This is a genomic window from Pseudescherichia sp., from assembly GCF_031987975.1.
Taxonomy (GTDB): domain Bacteria; phylum Pseudomonadota; class Gammaproteobacteria; order Enterobacterales; family Enterobacteriaceae; genus Pseudescherichia.
This window is the reverse complement of record NZ_DALZYX010000001.1, coordinates 102,522-118,771: the sequence shown is the minus strand read 5'-3', so window position 1 is coordinate 118,771 and position 16,250 is coordinate 102,522. Positions and strand designations below refer to the sequence as shown.

The following is a 16,250-nucleotide window of genomic DNA, read 5'->3' as shown; positions in this document are numbered from 1 at the left end:
AGATGGAAATTGGCACGGATGAGATCATTCCCGTTAACGACGCGCTGACGCTGTGCGCTATCGATGAGCGCTTCGTCAGCGAGCTGCACCAGCTGGTGGTGAAAAACCGGGCGTGGCTCCAGCAGTCGCTGAACTGGCCGCAGTATGTCGCCAGCGAAGAGGACTCGCTCAAGAACGCCCAGAGCAACATCATGCTGCATCAGCGTGGCTACGCCAAAATGTTCCTGATCGTGCAGCAGGAGACCATCGTCGGCGTGCTGTCGTTTAACGCCATTGAGCCGCTGAACAAAACCGCTTATATCGGTTACTGGCTCGATGAAGGGCATCAGGGGCAGGGCATTCTCACTCAATCGCTGGAGGCGTTTATTCAGCACTACGCCCGCAGCGGCGAAATCCGGCGCTTTGTGATCAAGTGCCGGGTGGACAACGCCGCCAGCAACCGGGTAGCCCAGCGCAGCGGTTTCGTGCTCGAGGGCTGTATGAAAGAGGCGGAGTTCCTTAACGGTCGCTATCACGACCAGAACCTCTACGCGCGGATTATTGACGTCTAGTGCGATCCCAGCAGCGGCGTGCGGGTGATACGCTCCGCGCCGCTAATTACCCTCGGACCACGCAGATGGATATACTCCTCTTCCAAAGCGATCACCGCCGCGTCGCCGCCGATCTCAATATGCGCCTCGATCAGCAGACTGCCGCTGAGCTGCGCCCGGCCCTGAACAAGCACAAAGTCGTCCAGCACTAACGGCCCGCCGCTGAGCCGCGCCTCGCCACCGACCCGTACGTGGTGCTTCAGCACGCAGTTGCCTTCCACGACTGCATTCTCCGCCACCTGAGCGCTGTAGCGCAGGGTAGGGATGGCATCCTCGCCGCGGCCAGCCACAATACGAGCGCGATCGTAAACTTTGGCGCAGTCGCAGACCCAGACGTCATTCTCTTCGTTGCCCTCCAGTAGAGCAAAATCAAACACTTCGGCCCGGTGCTCAATAAAGGCGTAATTGACAATGGCATCGCCGTAAATCTGCGCCTGGTGCACAATGCGGGAGTGGTTGACCGTAGCCCGCTCGTAGATGCGCAGCGTGGCATCGTTATCGACGGTTAGCCCGCGAGCGGCAACGATCTCGCTGCCGTTGAGGATGCGGGCATCATCACTCAGCACGCATTCACCGCTGACCCGCGACCGCTGCACCAGCACGTTGCCGCTCAGGCGAGCACCCCGGCAGATGTCCGATCCGTCCACCCAGGCATTGTCGCTTATCTCTACCCCGTCGTAGATAGTGCAGGGCTGGCTGATTCGCGCGCTGTCGCGTACCCGACTGCCGCCAAATACCATGCTGTTCTCATCGTAAATCCAGCAGCTACCCTGCTGGCTAAGTACCTGGTCATCCTCTACCCAGCCGCCAGGCGCGCCGGCTTTGACGTCATGAAAATCTTCAAGGGCGACGATCTGGCGCAGGGTAACATGCCGCTTCTCACCGTTATCCTGATAGCTGAAAGAGCGGCTGGCATCGCTCAGGCGATACTTGTTCATTGTTGATTTCCCGCTGATGGACTCTGTTAAACGTAGCAAACTTTGCCGCTCTGGCTATTGCCGGACAACTTCCATAAAATGTATCAAAAATATCATTTTAATTTTTTCGTCTTAGTAAGGATCTATCATGGCTCAGATTGATGAGAATTATTTCACTGAAAAATATGGCTTAACCCGCACCCATTCTGAAGTGCTGGCCGCAGCAGCGCTGATCCCACCCGGTAAAACCCTTGATCTTGGCTGTGGCAACGGTCGTAACAGCCTCTATCTTGCCGCGAACGGTTACAGTGTCACGGCATGGGATAAAAATCCGATGAGCATCGCCAATATTGAGCGTATTAAGGCGGCTGAGGGGCTGGAAAACCTTGAGATTGCTACCGCCGATCTCAATGCGCTGACCTTTGACGGCGAGTATGACTTTATTCTCTCTACTGTGGTGATGATGTTCCTTGAGGCGCAGACCATTCCCGGACTGATTGCCAACATGCAGCGCACCACCGTGCCGGGAGGCTATAACCTGATCGTCGCTGCGATGGATACCGAAGATTTTCCCTGCACCGTTGGCTTTCCATTTGCCTTTAAGGTCGGGGAGCTGGCGGAGTACTACAGGGGCTGGGAGAGGGTGAAATACAATGAAGACGTCGGTGAGCTACACCGCACCGACGCCAATGGCAACCGCATCAAGCTGCGCTTTGCCACGCTGCTGGCCCGTAAACCCGCTTAGCGGGCCGCCAGCAGGCAGAGCTGAAGCGCAACGTTGTAGGATGCCTCGAAGGATTTCAGCGGCAGGAACTCAAAGCGCGAATGGAAGTTATGCGCGCCGGTAAAGAAGTTCGGCGTCAGCAGGCCCTTTGCTGACAGCGCTGCGCCGTCTGTACCGCCGCGCATCGGCGTTGGCTTCGGCGTGATGCCCAGGGACTCCATCGCCTCAAACATCAAATCGATAGCGCGGCGATCTTCGCCCACGGCGTTGCTAATGTTGCTGTAGACGTCGTCAATCTCGTACTCCACCTTTGCGGTGGGGTGCTGAGCGGCGATGATGTGCGCTACCTCGCCAATTTGCTGCTTGCGCTGTTCAAAGCCCGCTTTATCAAAATCGCGAATGCTGGCGCTGAGCACGGCGTGGCCCTGTACCGCCTCCATGCCGTTAAACCAGGTGTAGCCCTCGCGGCCTGCGGTATGCTCCGGCGTCTGCTGACGATCGAAATGGCTAATGTAGTCCATCGCCATCAGCAGCGGGTTCACCAGCACCCCTTTGGCTGACATGGGGTGTGCCGTCACGCCGGTAAAGCGGATCTTCGCCTGGGCTGCGTTAAAGTTCTCATAGACAATCTCTCCCAGCTCGCAGCAGTCGATGGTCCAGGCAAACTCGACGTCAAAGCGCGTGAGATCAAGCGCCTTCGCCCCGCGCAAGCCTACCTCCTCGTCCGGCACAAAGGCCACCACGATATCGCCATGCTGGTGCTCTGCGGTCAGGTTCTCCAGCAGGGTCATCACTACCGTCACCGCCGCCTTGTTATCTGCACCCAGCACGCTGGTGCCGTCGCTGAAAATAATCTCTTCACCAGGGTAGGCCAGAATCTCTGGATGTTCGGCGGTGCGCAGCCAGATATCCTGCTGGGCATTCAGACAGAGATCTGTGCCGGTAAATTGCAGGATCTGCGGATGAATATCCGGCGACAGTCCAACGTCCACGGTATCAATATGGGTGATAAAACCGACGCGCGGCGCGCCCGCCACGTTGCCCTTTTTAACCGCCGTCACGGTGGCGTGCTCATCGATGACAATCTCTTCTAATCCCAGCGTTTTCAGCTCGTCGGCGAGGACGCGGGCCATCTCATATTGACCCGCCGTGGTGGGCAGGGTGGAGGCGGCGGCATCGCTCTGGCTGGTAATGGCAAGGTAGCGAAAGAAGCGCTGGGTTAATTGACTGGCGAGTGGCGATGACATAGTGATTCCTTCTTTATTTGTTTTATCAGGTGCTTACGGTGTGATTTTAATGTTATGTATTAATAGACACCTATTGATAGCACGTAGTGATAGCCAAATAAAAGACAGGATAAAGATGATAAGCAAACCCACAACACTTGCACTGGCGTTAGCCGCGCTCACGGTCAGTTCTACCGTGGCAGCGAAGACATTGGTTTACTGTTCAGAAGGATCGCCTGAAAACTTTAACCCTCAGCTCTATACCTCAGGGACCAGCGTCGATGCCAGCGCCGTACCGGTCTACAACCGACTGGTAGAGTTTAAGGTTGGCACTACGGAGCTGGAGCCAAGCCTGGCCGAGAGCTGGGACATCAGCGAAGATGGCAAAACCTATACCTTCCATCTGCGTAAAGGGGTAAAATTTCAGAGTAATAAATATTTTACCCCGACGCGGGACTTCAACGCTGACGACGTAATCTTCTCGTTTATGCGACAGAAGGATCCGAATCATCCCTATCACAACGTCTCCAACGGCAACTACTCCAACTTTGAGAGCCTGGAGTTTGGCAAGCTGATCACCAGCATTGATAGAGTGGATGACTACACCGTGCGCTTCAACCTTGCGCATCCGGAAGCGCCTTTCGTGGCCGATCTCGCCTGGTACTTCGCCTCTATCCTCTCGGCAGAGTATGGCGACGCCATGCTGAAGGCGGGCACGCCAACGCGCGTTGATATGGACCCGATCGGCACCGGACCGTTCCGGCTGGCGCAGTATCAGAAAGATTCACGCATTCTCTTCACCGCCTTCCCGGCGTATTGGCAAGGTAAGGCGAAGCTGGATCGGCTGGTGTTCAGCATTACGCCCGACGCCTCGGTGCGCTACGCCAAGCTGGAGAAGAACGAGTGCCAGGTAATGGCCTTCCCGAACCCGGCGGATCTGCCGCGTATGCGTGAGAATCCCAACATCAATCTGATGAGCAAAGCCGGGCTGAATACCGGGTTCCTCGCCCTTAACACGCAGAAAGCGCCGACGGATAACGTTAAGGTGCGTCAGGCGCTGGCGATGGCCATCAACAAGCCAGCAATTATCGATGCGGTCTTCCAGGGCACCGGCACGGCGGCGAAAAATCTCTTGCCGCCGGGGGTCTGGAGCGCCGACGGTGATCTGAAGGATTATGACTACAATCCGGAGCAGGCCAAAGCGCTGCTGGCCGAGGCGGGCTTTGCCAACGGTTTTAGCATTGACCTGTGGGCGATGCCGGTACAGCGTCCCTATAACCCGAACGCGAAGCGTATGGCCGAGATGATTCAGGCCGACTGGGCGAAGATTGGCGTACAGGCGAAGGTAGTCACCTATGAGTGGGGCGAGTACCTCAAGCGCGTGAAGGGCGGCGAGCACCAGGCGGCGCTGATGGGCTGGACCACCGCCACCGGCGATCCGGATAACTTCTTCGGCCCGCTCTTTACCTGCCAGTCGGCAGACGGCGGCTCCAACTCAGCGAAATGGTGCTATCAGCCTTTTGATAAGCTCATTGCCGAGGCGAAAGGCATTACCGATCAATCCCAGCGTACTGCGCTCTATCAGCAGGCGCAGCAGATGATGCATGACCAGATGCCCGCCGTGATGATTGCCCACTCGACAATTTTCGAGCCGGTGCGTAAAGAGGTGCAGGGATATGAGATCGATCCCTTCGGCAAACACATTTTTTATCAGGTCGATTTGAAAAAATAATCATTCCATGCCTGCGCTACTACGCAGGCATGATTTTTAGTAAAAGGGTGATCCAGCCCTCTTTTAGTCACAACAACTGTAATTGAGTTTTGCTATAACTGCGTATGCATAGTCATAATTCCAGGAATAAATACATGCGTACTCACTCATTGATTCAGGTAGCGGTACTGTCGGGGCTGCTAGCGTTGACAGGTTGTGCGTCAAAAGTTACACAGCCGGACAAGTATTCAGGTTTTTTAAAAGACTATTCAAATCTCCAGCAGGCGACCTCTGCCTCGGGTAAACCCGTGCTGCGCTGGGTTGATCCCTCTTTTGACGACAGTAAGTATGACAGCATTGTCTACAATCCCGTCGTCTATTACCCCACCCCCCGACCCACTACCCAGATCGGTCAGGATACCCTCAACGGCCTGCTGACCTACACCAATACCAAGCTGAAAGCCGCTGCTGCCCAGCGTAAGCCGCTGGTGGCCACGCCTGGACCGCGCAGCCTGATCTTCCGCGGAGCGATCACCGGCGTCGATTCCAGCAAGCAGGGGCTGCAGTTCTATGAGGTGATCCCGATTGCGATGGTGGTTGCCGGTACCCAGGCCGCCACCGGTCACCGGACCATGGATACGGCGCTCTTTTTTGAAGGCGAGCTAATTGACTCCGCTACCAACAAACCGGTAGTCAAAGTGGTACGTAAAGGCGAGGGTAAAGATCTCAACAACCAGAATACGCCGCTCACCGTCGATACCCTTAAACAGGTGGTTGACGATATGGCCAGCGACGCGGCGCTGTTCCAGGTGAAAAAACAGTAGTCAGCGAAGCGCCATCATGACGATGGCGCTTCACTCTTCTCAGGCAGAGCGCTGTCGCCACAGCCATACCCGCAGCAAATTCTCAGGACGGGTAAACATCACCATGTTGCCTACCAAAATCAGCACCAACCCAACCACGGCATTGCTCTCCCAGCGATACCCTTCAAACAGGGTAGAAAGGGTCAACGCCACCAGCGGAAAGAGCAGCGTGCTGTAAGCGGCATTGCTCGCCCCGATACGACCCACCAGTGAAAAATAGACGCCAAAGCCAATGACTGAGCCAAACAGAGCAAGGTAGACCAGCGCCCCCAGGTAGCTTACCGTCCACTCAGGGATAAAGCTGTCTCCACGTACCAGCGCGATAAAACCCATAATCAGCGTGCCGTAGAGCATCGCCCAGCCGTTGGTGGTCATTGTCTCCAGGCCTTTACGCTGGTGGCGCAGGCTGATCATATTGCCCAGCGAGAAGCCCAACGTGCCCAACGCGGAGAGGCCGATGCCCAGCAGCAGGTTAAGATTAAGCTCTTTCGCCAGCAGATCCTGCCAGAAGAGGGCGACAATACCGGTCAGGCCCAGCGCGGCGGCAAGGAAGAAGCGGGCAGGAGGGCGCTGACCAAAGAAGATAAAGCTGTTTACCGCATTAAACAGCACTGCCATAGAGAAAATAACCGACTCCAGGCCGGTATTGATCCACGCTGCGGCGGTGTAAAAGCAGAGGAAGTTGAAGCCAAACACACAGCCGCCCTGCACCATACACATCAGGTGATCTTTGAGCGTCAGCGCGCGCAGGCGCTTAAACGCCAGCAGGAGCAGCATCATAATTGCCGAGGCCAGCGCGAAGCGCCAGAAAATGGAGACTGGCGCGGAGACGGGTCCCTGTTGCAGATGGATCGCAATCCATGTTGTACCCCATATCACTACCACCAGGCCGTACATTAATGCATTCATTGTGCGCTACTCTCCGTTACTGAAAAGGCTATTGTTTATCGTGACGGGCAGCGCCGCTTGCAGCAAATTGCGACGGACTTGCAAAATCTTGCGGTTTTTTTGCAGGCGGATGTCGTAACGCTTTCATCCGCCCGGCACTCTTCATACACTAAGGGTCTGGTTAATCACTTGTTAATGTGGCTATGGCGGATACCTACGGTGCTTTTGAAAACCTGCGCAGGCATAGTGCAGTTCTGCATAATTCCGTTGCGCTGAATAACGGCATGCAGCTGGCCGCCTGGTCCAACAAGCGCGATCGCATCACCCAGTACTGCGATCACCATACCCTGAGCCTCTACGTTGCCGATGGCTATGAGAGCTACCATAAAACCCGCAGCGGCTGGCAAAACGGCGGCGGGCCGGATCGGTTTTGTCTCCTGCCGAAAGAGAGCGAATCGAGCTGGGATATTCGTGACGATCTCTCCTTCGTGCATCTCTACTGCACCGATGCGCACCTGCGCAGCGTGGGGGAGCAGATCTGGGATCGCAGCCCGGCCTCCCTGACTCTGGATGAGAAGACCTTTGGTCAGGATGCGCAGATCACCGCCCTCTATCGCCAGTTCTTGCTCGACTGCGACTGGCAGCAGCAGGCTAACCAGCTCACCCTAAGCACGGCGTCAACGCTGCTGTTGACCCACATCATCCAGCGCTACAGCAGCGTGCAATGGCGGGTGCCGAACGTTACCGGTGGGCTGGCCCCCTCGGTGCTGCGCAACGTGCTGGAGTATATTGATGCTAACCTTGCCCAGCCGCTGACGCTGGCCGATCTTGCCAGCCAGGCGGCGCTGAGCGAATATCATTTTGCCCGCATGTTTCGCCACTCATCGGGCCTGGCGCCGCATCAGTACGTGATGCAGCGCCGGATGCATCAGGCTCGGGACAGGGTATGCCACACCGCGCTGCCCCTGACCGAGATTGCGCTCGGCTGCGGGTTCAACTCCCCCAGCCACTTCAGCAACCGTTTCAAAAGCGTGTTTGGCATTACGCCGTCACAGATGCGCGCGGCGCGTGCCTGAGAGCACGGCAAAGCAGACACCTCCCACCAGCAGTCCCCAGAATGCCGAACCAATGCCCCACAGCGTCAGGCCGCTGGCGGTAATCAGAAAGGTCACTACCGCCGCATCGCGCTCGCGCTCGTTCACCAGCGCCTGATGAAGGCTACCGCCGATGGTGCCCAGCAGCGCCAGGCCTGCCAGAGTCTGGATCCAGCTCAGCGGCAGGGCGGCCAGTATCCCGGTAATAGATCCACCAAACACGCCGGCCAGCAGATAGAAAAAGCCTGCGGCGGCGGCGGCCTGCCAGCGTCTGTCCGGATCCGGGTGTGCCTCCGGGCTTTGACAGATGGCGGCGGTAATCGCGGCGATGCAGACGGAATAGACGCCAAACACGCTGCCGAGCAGCGCCAGTCCGCCGGTAAAGATCATCATCGGCGAGGCGGGAACGCGATACCCTGCGGCTTGCATGGTGGCGAAGCCTGGCGCATTTTGTGAGGCCATCGTCGCCAGGAAGAAGGGCAGCCCGACGCTGATAAGGGTAGTCAGAGTGAAGTGTGGGGCGATCATCTCGGGTATTACCACGGAGAAATGTATTGATGACGTGACAACGTCACCTTTTAGCCATGCTGCGATCCCTCCTGTCATCAGCGTAGCAATAATGGCATAGCGCGGAGCCAGAACTTTGCAGATTAACCATGCCAGCAACATGCTGAAACATAAAATGAAATCACTTTTCAAATTAGTGAAGGCCTGTAGCCCAAAACGCAGTAAGATACCTGCCAGCATCGCCGCCGCCAGCGCGTGCGGTATAACTTTCATCAGGCGGGCAAATAGGCCAGTGAGGCCGCAGAGCAGGATCAAGGCATTGGCGAAGATGAATACGCCCACGGCCTCGTTGAGGGTAGCGCCCTCCAGGCTAGTTGCAAGCAGGGCCGCGCCGGGGGTTGACCAGGCGGTCAGCACCGGTACGCGGTAGCGCAGAGTCAATGCGAGGGTACTGATACCCATCGCCAGCCCCAGCGCCGTCATCCAGCCGGCGATTTGCGCATTGCTGGCTCCGGCGACGTGGGCGGCCTGCCAGATGATGGCGGCCGAACTGGCATAGCCCACCAGCACCGCCACGAAGCCCGCCAGCAGGGTTGAAAAGGGAAAGGGACGCAGGGGCATAACGACTCCATGTACGTTATCTCGGTAGATAAAAATAGCATTGTGCGTTATAACGCACAACAGGCCATTCACGCTATAAGGGAGGGAAGTATGGATCTGCCACAGTATTTGTCTGCGACACTAAAAACGCTGCGCCAGACGCGGGGCTGGAGCCTTTCGCGCCTCGCCACGGAGACGGGTGTTTCTAAAGCCATGCTCGGGCAAATTGAGCGCAATGAGTCCAGTCCCACGGTAGCCACGCTGTGGAAAATTGCCACCGGCCTTAATGTGCCGCTCTCCACCTTTATCACCGTGACGGATGCCAGCGCGCCGCAAGCCTACGATCCCGACCAGCAGGCGATGACCATTACGCCAATTTTTCCCTGGGATAACGAACTGCGTTTTGATCACTTCTCGGTGACGCTCGCCCCCGGTGCATTCAGCGAGTCTACCCCCCACGAGCGCGGCGTCATTGAGCACGTAGTGGTGATTGCCGGCACGCTGGAGATGCAGATCGACGGTGAGTGGCAGAGGCTACAGGCGGGAAGCGGAGTCAGATTTGCCGGGGACAAAACCCATGCCTACCGCAACAGCAGCGGTCAGACGACCCATTTTCACTCTCTGATCCACTATCCAAAAGAAAAAGCCGCAGGCGAGCCTGCGGCTAAACACGACGACGAATAACAATAACGCACACATGACGAGGAATGTCCGGAATACGCAGCTACTGTATCCCGTTCGGCGTGCCGGGAGAAATGCGGTTTATTTCAATGCATTGCTAATTAATGTATTAAGAGTGCCTTACGCATAGCGAAAATGTTTTCGTCCGGGCCAGCTTCTCACTACAATAGCGGCCATTTTGTTGATTCTGGATAATAACAACCGTATGCGCCTGCCCACTCATCATCTTGAACTGTTAAGCCCGGCCCGCGACACCGCCATCGCCCGCGAAGCTATCCTGCACGGGGCCGATGCGGTCTATATTGGCGGCCCTGGCTTTGGTGCACGCCATAATGCCAGCAACAGCCTGCGCGATATCGCCGAGCTGGTGCCGTTTGCCCATCGCTACGGGGCAAAAATCTTTATTACTCTGAACACTATTCTGCATGATGATGAGCTGGAGCCAGCCCAGCGCCTGATCACTGACCTCTATGAGACCGGCGTGGATGCGCTGATCGTGCAGGATATGGGCGTGCTGGAGCTGGATATCCCACCCATCGAGCTGCACGCCAGTACCCAGTGCGATATCCGCAGCGTGGAGAAGGCGAAGTTTCTCTCCGACGTTGGCTTCTCGCAGATCGTGCTGGCTCGCGAGCTGAATTTACAGCAGATCCGCGCTATCCATGAGAGCACCGACGCCACCATTGAGTTCTTTATTCACGGCGCGCTGTGCGTGGCCTACTCCGGGCAGTGCAACATCTCTCACGCCCAGACCGGACGCAGCGCTAACCGGGGCGACTGCTCCCAGGCGTGCCGTCTTCCTTATACGCTGAAGGACGATCAGGGCCGGGTGGTATCGTTTGAGAAGCATCTCCTGTCGATGAAGGACAACGATCAGACCGCTAATCTCGGAGCGCTGATCGATGCCGGGGTGCGCTCCTTTAAGATTGAGGGGCGCTACAAGGATATGAGCTACGTGAAGAACATCACCGCTCACTATCGGCAGATGCTGGACGCCATCATTGAAGAGCGGGGCGATCTGGCGCGCTCGTCGGCGGGGCGCACCGAGCACTTCTTTATTCCTTCAACGGACAAAACGTTCCATCGCGGCAGCACCGACTACTTCGTTAACGCCCGTAAAATCGATATCGGCGCGTTTGATTCACCGAAATTTATCGGTCTGCCGGTGGGGGAAGTGCTGAAGGTGGGCAAAGATTATCTCGACGTTGACGCCAGCGAGACGTTAGCCAACGGCGATGGCTTAAACGTGCTGATTAAGCGTGAAATCGTTGGCTTCCGCGCCAACACGGTTGAGAAAACCGGGGAAAACCGCTACCGCGTCTGGCCGAACGAGATGCCAGCCGATCTCTATAAGGTGCGTCCGAATCATCCCTTGAATCGTAACCTTGACCACAACTGGCAGCAGGCGCTGACCAAAACCTCCAGCGAGCGCCGCGTCGGCGTAGATATTGAGCTGGGCGGCTGGCAGGAGCAGCTGATCCTCACCCTGACCAGCGAGGAGGGCGTAAGCATTACCCATACGCTGGAGGGTGAGTTTGCTGAAGCCACCAACGCCGAAAAAGCGCTCAGCCAGCTGCATGACGGACTGGCGAAACTGGGCCAGACCATCTACTACGCTCAGGATATCCGCGTCAATCTGCCGGGAGCGCTGTTTGTCCCCGCCAGTCAGCTGAACCAGCTGCGCCGTGAGGCCGTGGAGATGCTTGATAGCGCCCGTCTGGCAAACTACCCGCGCGGCAGCCGCAAGGCCGTGGCGACGCCAGCCCCGGTCTACCCGGAGACTCATCTCTCGTTCCTGGCTAACGTTTACAACGAAAAGGCGCGTACCTTCTATCACCGCTATGGTGTGCAGCTGATTGATGCCGCCTACGAGGCGCATGAGGAGAAGGGCGACGTTCCGGTGATGATCACCAAACACTGCCTGCGCTTTGCCTTTAACCTCTGTCCGAAGCAGGCCAAAGGCTCGATCAAGAGCTGGAAGGCGACGCCGATGCAGCTGGTACACGGCGACGAGGTGCTGACCCTGAAGTTTGATTGCCGCCCCTGCGAGATGCACGTGATTGGCAAAATGAAAAACCACATCCTCAAGATGCCCCAGCCTGGCAGCGTTGTGGCCTCCATCAGTCCGGATGAGCTGATGAAGACCATGCCAAAACGTAAAGGGTAATCACTACCGTAGGCCCGGCAAGTCTTAGCGCCGCCGGGCAGCTCGGTTAGTGCGATTTAAAGCCCGCCGCCGACATCAGCAGGCGAAACGCCATGCTGACGGCAGTGAGGGCCAGCACGCTGGCGATCCAGATAGCAATCAGCCAGAAAAGACGTTTTACAAAACGGGGGGCTGCCATCAGTGATATCCCTCCCCGGGCTGAACTTTGCCCCGGAACACGTAGTAACTCCACGCGGTATAGACCAGGATCAGCGGAATAATCAGCAGCGCGCCGACCAGCATAAAGCCCTGGCTTTGCGGCGGGGAGGCTGCATCCCACAGCGAGATACTGGGCGGAATGATATTCGGCCAGATGCTGATCCCCAGTCCGCTAAAGCCAAGGAACACCAGCCCGAGGGTGAGGATAAACGGCAGCGTGTGATGATGCACGTTGCTCAGGCTGCGCCACTGCCAGATGCTAAACAGAACCACCAGCAGCGGCACCGGCAGGAAGAAGAAGAGGTTCGGTATACTGAACCAGCGATCGGCAATTCCCTGATGCGTTAGCGGCGTCCAGAGGCTAATCACACCAATGGTCACCAGCAGCGCTAGCAGCAGCTGTCTAGCGCTATGTCGCATTTTCTCCTGTAGCGGACCGCCGCTCTTCATCACCATCCAGGTCGCACCGAGCAGGGCGTAGGCGATGGTCAGCCCTAAGCCGCAGAAGAGGTTAAACGCCGTCAGCCAGTCCAGCGCACCGCCGCTAAAGCGACGACCGGTCACCTCAAAACCGTTTAGCACCGCGCCGACTACCACGCCCTGGGCAAAGGTGGCGACAATCGATCCGAAGATAAACGACTTATCCCAGAAAGGACGGTGGGCGGGCGTCGCTTTGAAGCGAAACTCAAACGCCACGCCGCGGAAGATCAATCCGGCCAGCATGATAGTGAGCGGAATGGTCAGCGCATCGGCAATCACCGCGTAGGCCAACGGGAAGGCACCAAACAGCCCCGCGCCCCCCATCACCAGCCAGGTTTCGTTACCATCCCAGACCGGCGCGACGCTGTTTACCATCACGTCACGATCCTCACCGTTGCGAATGAGGGGAAACAGAATACCGATCCCAAGATCGAAGCCGTCCATCACGATATACATCAGCGTGGCGAAGACGATTATCACAAACCAGATAACTGACAGATCGATACCCATTACTTGTTCTCCTCTGTCTCTAACGACTCACCGGCCGCAGAGAGCGGACGCGCCGGACGGCCCTCTGTCGGGTGACGATCTTCAGGCTGCGGACCGTGCTTGATCAGCCGGCCAATATAGACATATCCCACGCCAAAGACGGCGGAGTAGACGACAAAGAATCCCAGCAGGGTGAGGCTCATCTGCAGCGTGCTGTGTTGCGAGACGGCGTCAATGGTGCGCAGCTGGCCGTAGACCACCCACGGCTGGCGTCCTACCTCCGTCGTTACCCAGCCCGCCAGCAGAGCAATAAGCCCGGCAGGTCCCATCCACAAGGCAAAGTGATGAAACGGGCGTGACGTGTAGAGACGCCCTTTATAACGCAGCCATAGCCCGACCACCCCCAGCAGGATCATCAGCAGGCCCATCGCCACCATCAGGCGGAACGACCAGAAAACGATAGTGGAGTTAGGGCGATCTTCTTTCGGGAACGACTTAAGCGCCGGAACCTGCTTATCCAGACTATGAGTGAGGATCAGACTGCCCAGCGCCGGGATCTCCAGCCCGTAGCGGGTGCGCTCCTGCTCCATATCTGGCCAGCCAAACAGCAGTAGCGGGGTCGGCTCGCCGGGAGGGTTCTCCCAGTGCCCCTCAATCGCCGCAATTTTTGCTGGCTGATGCTCCAGAGTATTCAGGCCATGCATATCGCCCACTACGGCCTGGATCGGAGCCACCACCAGCGCCATCCACAATGCCATAGAGAACATTCTACGGATGGCGGGGGTATTGTTGCCTTTAAGAAGATGCCAGGCACCCGAGGCACCAACAAACAGCGCGCTGCTCAGGAAGGCCGCGATGGACATATGAATCAGGCGATAGGGGAAAGACGGATTAAAGATGACCTTAAACCAGTCAACCGGGATCACCTGGCCATTGACAATCTCATGCCCCTGCGGGGTGTGCATCCAGCTGTTGGAGGCGAGGATCCAGAAGGTGGACATCAACGTACCGAGGGCCACCATGCAGGTTGAGAAAAAGTGCAGGCCGGGGCCGACCTTGTTCCAGCCGAAAAGCATCACGCCAAGGAAGCCAGCCTCAAGGAAGAAGGCCGTCAGCACCTCATAGGTGAGCAGCGGCCCGGTAATACTCCCGGCAAACTCGGAGAAGCCGCTCCAGTTGGTACCGAACTGATAGGCCATTACCAGCCCCGAGACGACGCCCATCCCAAAGTTTACGGCGAAAATTTTCACCCAAAAGAGGTAGAGCGTGCGCCAGACCTGATTTTGCGTCTTGAGCCAGAGAGCCTCAAGCACGGCCAAATAGCTGGCCAGCCCGATTGTGATAGCAGGAAATAAAATATGGAATGAGACAGTAAAGGCGAACTGGATTCGCGCCAGATGAAACGCGTCTAGATCAAACATGCAGGACTCCGCGCATAATTTAAGTTATGTCAGCGAAAGTATAGGTGATGTCAATGAATGCGGGCAGAAACAGCACCCGAACTTAAAAGCATAACAGTTGCGCTGTGATAAACCATTAACGGCATATAGCGGTGTCTGTTATACAATAGCGTAGAGAGAGGCTAACGGAACCGAGTTATGAAGAAGTATCAGCGACTGGCGCAGCAGATTATTGATCAGATCAACCTTGGCGTCTGGCAACCCGGCGATCGGCTGCCGTCACTGCGCGAGCAGGTCACCATCAGCCACGTTAGCTTTATGACCGTCAGCCACGCCTATCAGATGCTGGAGAGCCAGGGACGCATTATTGCCAGGCCGCAGTCCGGCTACTATGTCGCGTCGCCTCCCGCCCATAAGCCGCCGATGCCCCCCGCGCAGGTGATGCAGGACGAGTCCGTAGATATCAATACCTATATTTTTGAGGTATTGCAGGCGAGCTGCGACGCCTCGGTGCTGCCCTTTGGCTCGGCCTTTCCTGACCCACGCCTCTTCCCGCTTCAGCAGCTTAACCGCTCCCTGGCCAACGTCAGTAAAACCGCCAACGCCATGAGCGTGATTGAGAACCTGCCGCCGGGCAACGCCGATCTGCGCCATGCCATTGCCCGCCGCTATGCCCAGCAGGGGATGAACGTTTCACCCGATGAGGTGGTGATCACCGCTGGTGCGCTGGAGGCGCTCAATCTCAGCCTGCAGGCGGTGACCGAGCCTGGCGACTGGGTAATCGTTGAGAACCCCTGCTTTTATGGTGCCCTACAGGCGCTGGAGCGATTGAAGCTGAAGGCGCTGGCGGTGGCCACCGACGTTGAGGAGGGGATCGATCTCAATGCCCTGGCCCAGGCGCTGAATGACTATCCAGTAAAAGCCTGCTGGCTGATGACCAACAGCCAGAATCCGCTCGGCTTCACCCTGAGTAATGAGAAAAAGGCGCGGCTGGTGGCGCTGCTGGCCGAGCACAACGTCACCCTGATTGAGGACGATGTCTACAGCGAGCTTTACTTTGGTCGTGAAAAACCGCTCCCTGCCAAAGCATGGGATAGCCAGGAGATGACGTTACACTGTTCGTCCTTCTCCAAATGTCTGGTGGCCGGATTTCGCATCGGCTGGGTAGCCGCCGGGAAACATGCCCGGCGCATCCAGCAGCTGCAGCTGATGAGCACCCTCTCTACCAGCTCCCCGATGCAGCTGGCGCTGGTGGACTATCTCTCCACCAAACGCTACGACGCCCATCTGCGTCGGCTGCGTCGTACCCTGGCGGAGCGTAAACAGCAGGCCAGACAGGCGCTGCTGCGCCATCTCCCAACAGAGGTGAAGATCCATCCCAGCGACAGCGGCTACTTTCTTTGGCTTGAGCTGCCCACACCGCTGGATGCCGGGCAGTTGAGCGAGCAGGCGCTGGCGCACCATATCAGTATTGCGCCGGGAAAAATGTTCTCAACCTCAGACGCCTGGACGCCATTCTTCCGCTTTAACACCTCATGGGCGTGGGGCGAGCGGGAGGAGCAGGCAGCTAAAACGCTGGGGATGCTAATCCGCCAGGCCATGGCGTAACGCACCGGCATTAACTCGTTGTCTCTGCACCAGAAGATGGCGGAGTGCGTCATCTGTCACAACCTAAGCAAATTTCTTTTGCGCCCAATGTGGGGCTGCAACGCGCC

At 57.2% G+C, this 16,250-nt stretch carries 15 protein-coding genes; 8 read left to right on the top strand and 7 right to left on the bottom strand.

The window, feature by feature from the left end:
• Nucleotides 1-2 precede the first annotated feature (2 nt).
• Nucleotides 3-551, top strand: a complete 549-nt coding sequence (rimL, locus tag RTN40_RS00520) for a 50S ribosomal protein L7/L12-serine acetyltransferase (protein ID WP_312226724.1) — start codon at nucleotides 3-5, stop codon at nucleotides 549-551.
• On the opposite strand, the gene ydcK is transcribed toward rimL, so the two are convergent.
• Nucleotides 548-1,528 carry a YdcK family protein gene (gene ydcK, locus RTN40_RS00515; RefSeq protein WP_312226723.1) on the bottom strand — a complete coding sequence of 327 codons (981 nt, stop codon included), beginning with the start codon at nucleotides 1,526-1,528 and terminating at the stop codon, nucleotides 548-550. The two genes, rimL and ydcK, sit on opposite strands and share 4 nt — an antisense overlap.
• 127 nt (nucleotides 1,529-1,655) lie before the next feature.
• On the opposite strand from ydcK, the gene tehB reads away from it, so the two are divergent.
• Nucleotides 1,656-2,252: a tellurite resistance methyltransferase TehB gene (tehB, locus tag RTN40_RS00510; protein ID WP_312226722.1), complete on the top strand. Its 597-nt coding sequence runs from the start codon at nucleotides 1,656-1,658 to the stop codon at nucleotides 2,250-2,252.
• On the opposite strand, the gene pepT is transcribed toward tehB, so the two are convergent.
• Complete coding sequence (pepT, locus tag RTN40_RS00505; protein ID WP_312226721.1) at nucleotides 2,249-3,478, bottom strand: peptidase T; 1,230 nt, start codon at nucleotides 3,476-3,478, stop codon at nucleotides 2,249-2,251. The two genes, tehB and pepT, sit on opposite strands and share 4 nt — an antisense overlap.
• Nucleotides 3,479-3,593: 115 nt before the next feature.
• Between pepT and RTN40_RS00500 the strand changes: the two genes are divergently transcribed.
• Nucleotides 3,594-5,189 (top strand): ABC transporter substrate-binding protein, encoded by a 1,596-nt coding sequence (locus RTN40_RS00500; RefSeq protein ID WP_312226720.1) that lies wholly within the window; start codon nucleotides 3,594-3,596, stop codon nucleotides 5,187-5,189.
• Nucleotides 5,190-5,323: 134 nt separating this feature from the next.
• Nucleotides 5,324-5,992, top strand: coding sequence for a DUF3313 domain-containing protein (locus tag RTN40_RS00495; protein ID WP_312226719.1), 669 nt, complete (start codon nucleotides 5,324-5,326; stop codon nucleotides 5,990-5,992).
• Nucleotides 5,993-6,031: 39 nt separating this feature from the next.
• Here the strand turns inward: RTN40_RS00495 and RTN40_RS00490 are convergent, their stop codons facing one another.
• Entirely contained in the window at nucleotides 6,032-6,940 is a 909-nt protein-coding gene (locus tag RTN40_RS00490; protein ID WP_312226718.1) for a DMT family transporter, read from the bottom strand.
• A gap of 182 nt (nucleotides 6,941-7,122) precedes the next feature.
• Here RTN40_RS00490 and RTN40_RS00485 point away from each other — a divergent pair, with 182 nt between their 5' ends.
• Nucleotides 7,123-7,995, top strand: a complete 873-nt coding sequence (locus tag RTN40_RS00485) for an AraC family transcriptional regulator (protein WP_312226717.1) — start codon at nucleotides 7,123-7,125, stop codon at nucleotides 7,993-7,995.
• Here the strand turns inward: RTN40_RS00485 and RTN40_RS00480 are convergent.
• On the bottom strand, nucleotides 7,969-9,141 hold the full coding sequence (locus tag RTN40_RS00480; protein WP_312226716.1) for a benzoate/H(+) symporter BenE family transporter: 1,173 nt from the start codon (nucleotides 9,139-9,141) through the stop codon (nucleotides 7,969-7,971). The two genes, RTN40_RS00485 and RTN40_RS00480, sit on opposite strands and share 27 nt — an antisense overlap.
• Nucleotides 9,142-9,231: 90 nt before the next feature.
• On the opposite strand from RTN40_RS00480, the gene RTN40_RS00475 reads away from it, so the two are divergent.
• Both RTN40_RS00475 and RTN40_RS00470 read left to right on the top strand, forming a co-directional pair.
• On the top strand, nucleotides 9,232-9,804 hold the full coding sequence (locus RTN40_RS00475) for an XRE family transcriptional regulator (protein WP_312226715.1): 573 nt from the start codon (nucleotides 9,232-9,234) through the stop codon (nucleotides 9,802-9,804).
• A 202-nt stretch (nucleotides 9,805-10,006) separates the two neighbouring features.
• The gene (locus RTN40_RS00470) at nucleotides 10,007-11,968 is read left to right on the top strand and encodes a U32 family peptidase (RefSeq protein ID WP_312226714.1); all 1,962 of its coding nucleotides are present in this window, start codon (nucleotides 10,007-10,009) and stop codon (nucleotides 11,966-11,968) included.
• A gap of 46 nt (nucleotides 11,969-12,014) precedes the next feature.
• On the opposite strand, the gene RTN40_RS00465 is transcribed toward RTN40_RS00470, so the two are convergent.
• The 3 genes from RTN40_RS00465 to RTN40_RS00455 are packed head-to-tail and all read right to left on the bottom strand — an operon-like array spanning nucleotide 12,015 to nucleotide 14,556.
• Entirely contained in the window at nucleotides 12,015-12,146 is a 132-nt protein-coding gene (locus tag RTN40_RS00465) for a DUF2474 domain-containing protein (protein ID WP_312226713.1), read from the bottom strand.
• Nucleotides 12,146-13,156 (bottom strand): cytochrome d ubiquinol oxidase subunit II, encoded by a 1,011-nt coding sequence (cydB, locus tag RTN40_RS00460; RefSeq protein ID WP_312226712.1) that lies wholly within the window; start codon nucleotides 13,154-13,156, stop codon nucleotides 12,146-12,148. The genes RTN40_RS00465 and cydB overlap by 1 nt, the downstream gene beginning before the upstream one ends.
• The gene (locus RTN40_RS00455; protein ID WP_312226711.1) at nucleotides 13,156-14,556 is read right to left on the bottom strand and encodes a cytochrome ubiquinol oxidase subunit I; all 1,401 of its coding nucleotides are present in this window, start codon (nucleotides 14,554-14,556) and stop codon (nucleotides 13,156-13,158) included. Before RTN40_RS00455 ends, cydB begins: the two co-directional genes overlap by 1 nt.
• Before the next feature lie 177 nt (nucleotides 14,557-14,733).
• Between RTN40_RS00455 and RTN40_RS00450 the strand changes: the two genes are divergently transcribed.
• Nucleotides 14,734-16,143: a PLP-dependent aminotransferase family protein gene (locus RTN40_RS00450; RefSeq protein ID WP_312226710.1), complete on the top strand. Its 1,410-nt coding sequence runs from the start codon at nucleotides 14,734-14,736 to the stop codon at nucleotides 16,141-16,143.
• Nucleotides 16,144-16,250 lie beyond the last annotated feature (107 nt).

Bases quoted from the DNA above. Each gene is read 5' to 3' on its own strand.
- RTN40_RS00475 (WP_312226715.1), top strand. From the start codon at position 9,232: ATGGATCTGCCACAGTATTTGTCTGCGACACTAAAAACGCTGCGCCAG.
- RTN40_RS00490 (WP_312226718.1), bottom strand. From the start codon at position 6,940: ATGAATGCATTAATGTACGGCCTGGTGGTAGTGATATGGGGTACAACA.
- RTN40_RS00485 (WP_312226717.1), top strand. From the start codon at position 7,123: ATGGCGGATACCTACGGTGCTTTTGAAAACCTGCGCAGGCATAGTGCA.
- RTN40_RS00455 (WP_312226711.1), bottom strand. From the start codon at position 14,556: ATGTTTGATCTAGACGCGTTTCATCTGGCGCGAATCCAGTTCGCCTTT.
- RTN40_RS00465 (WP_312226713.1), bottom strand. From the start codon at position 12,146: ATGGCAGCCCCCCGTTTTGTAAAACGTCTTTTCTGGCTGATTGCTATC.
- pepT (WP_312226721.1), bottom strand. From the start codon at position 3,478: ATGTCATCGCCACTCGCCAGTCAATTAACCCAGCGCTTCTTTCGCTAC.
- RTN40_RS00450 (WP_312226710.1), top strand. From the start codon at position 14,734: ATGAAGAAGTATCAGCGACTGGCGCAGCAGATTATTGATCAGATCAAC.
- RTN40_RS00480 (WP_312226716.1), bottom strand. From the start codon at position 9,141: ATGCCCCTGCGTCCCTTTCCCTTTTCAACCCTGCTGGCGGGCTTCGTG.
- ydcK (WP_312226723.1), bottom strand. From the start codon at position 1,528: ATGAACAAGTATCGCCTGAGCGATGCCAGCCGCTCTTTCAGCTATCAG.
- cydB (WP_312226712.1), bottom strand. From the start codon at position 13,156: ATGGGTATCGATCTGTCAGTTATCTGGTTTGTGATAATCGTCTTCGCC.
- rimL (WP_312226724.1), top strand. From the start codon at position 3: ATGGAAATTGGCACGGATGAGATCATTCCCGTTAACGACGCGCTGACG.
- RTN40_RS00500 (WP_312226720.1), top strand. From the start codon at position 3,594: ATGATAAGCAAACCCACAACACTTGCACTGGCGTTAGCCGCGCTCACG.
- RTN40_RS00470 (WP_312226714.1), top strand. From the start codon at position 10,007: ATGCGCCTGCCCACTCATCATCTTGAACTGTTAAGCCCGGCCCGCGAC.
- RTN40_RS00495 (WP_312226719.1), top strand. From the start codon at position 5,324: ATGCGTACTCACTCATTGATTCAGGTAGCGGTACTGTCGGGGCTGCTA.
- tehB (WP_312226722.1), top strand. From the start codon at position 1,656: ATGGCTCAGATTGATGAGAATTATTTCACTGAAAAATATGGCTTAACC.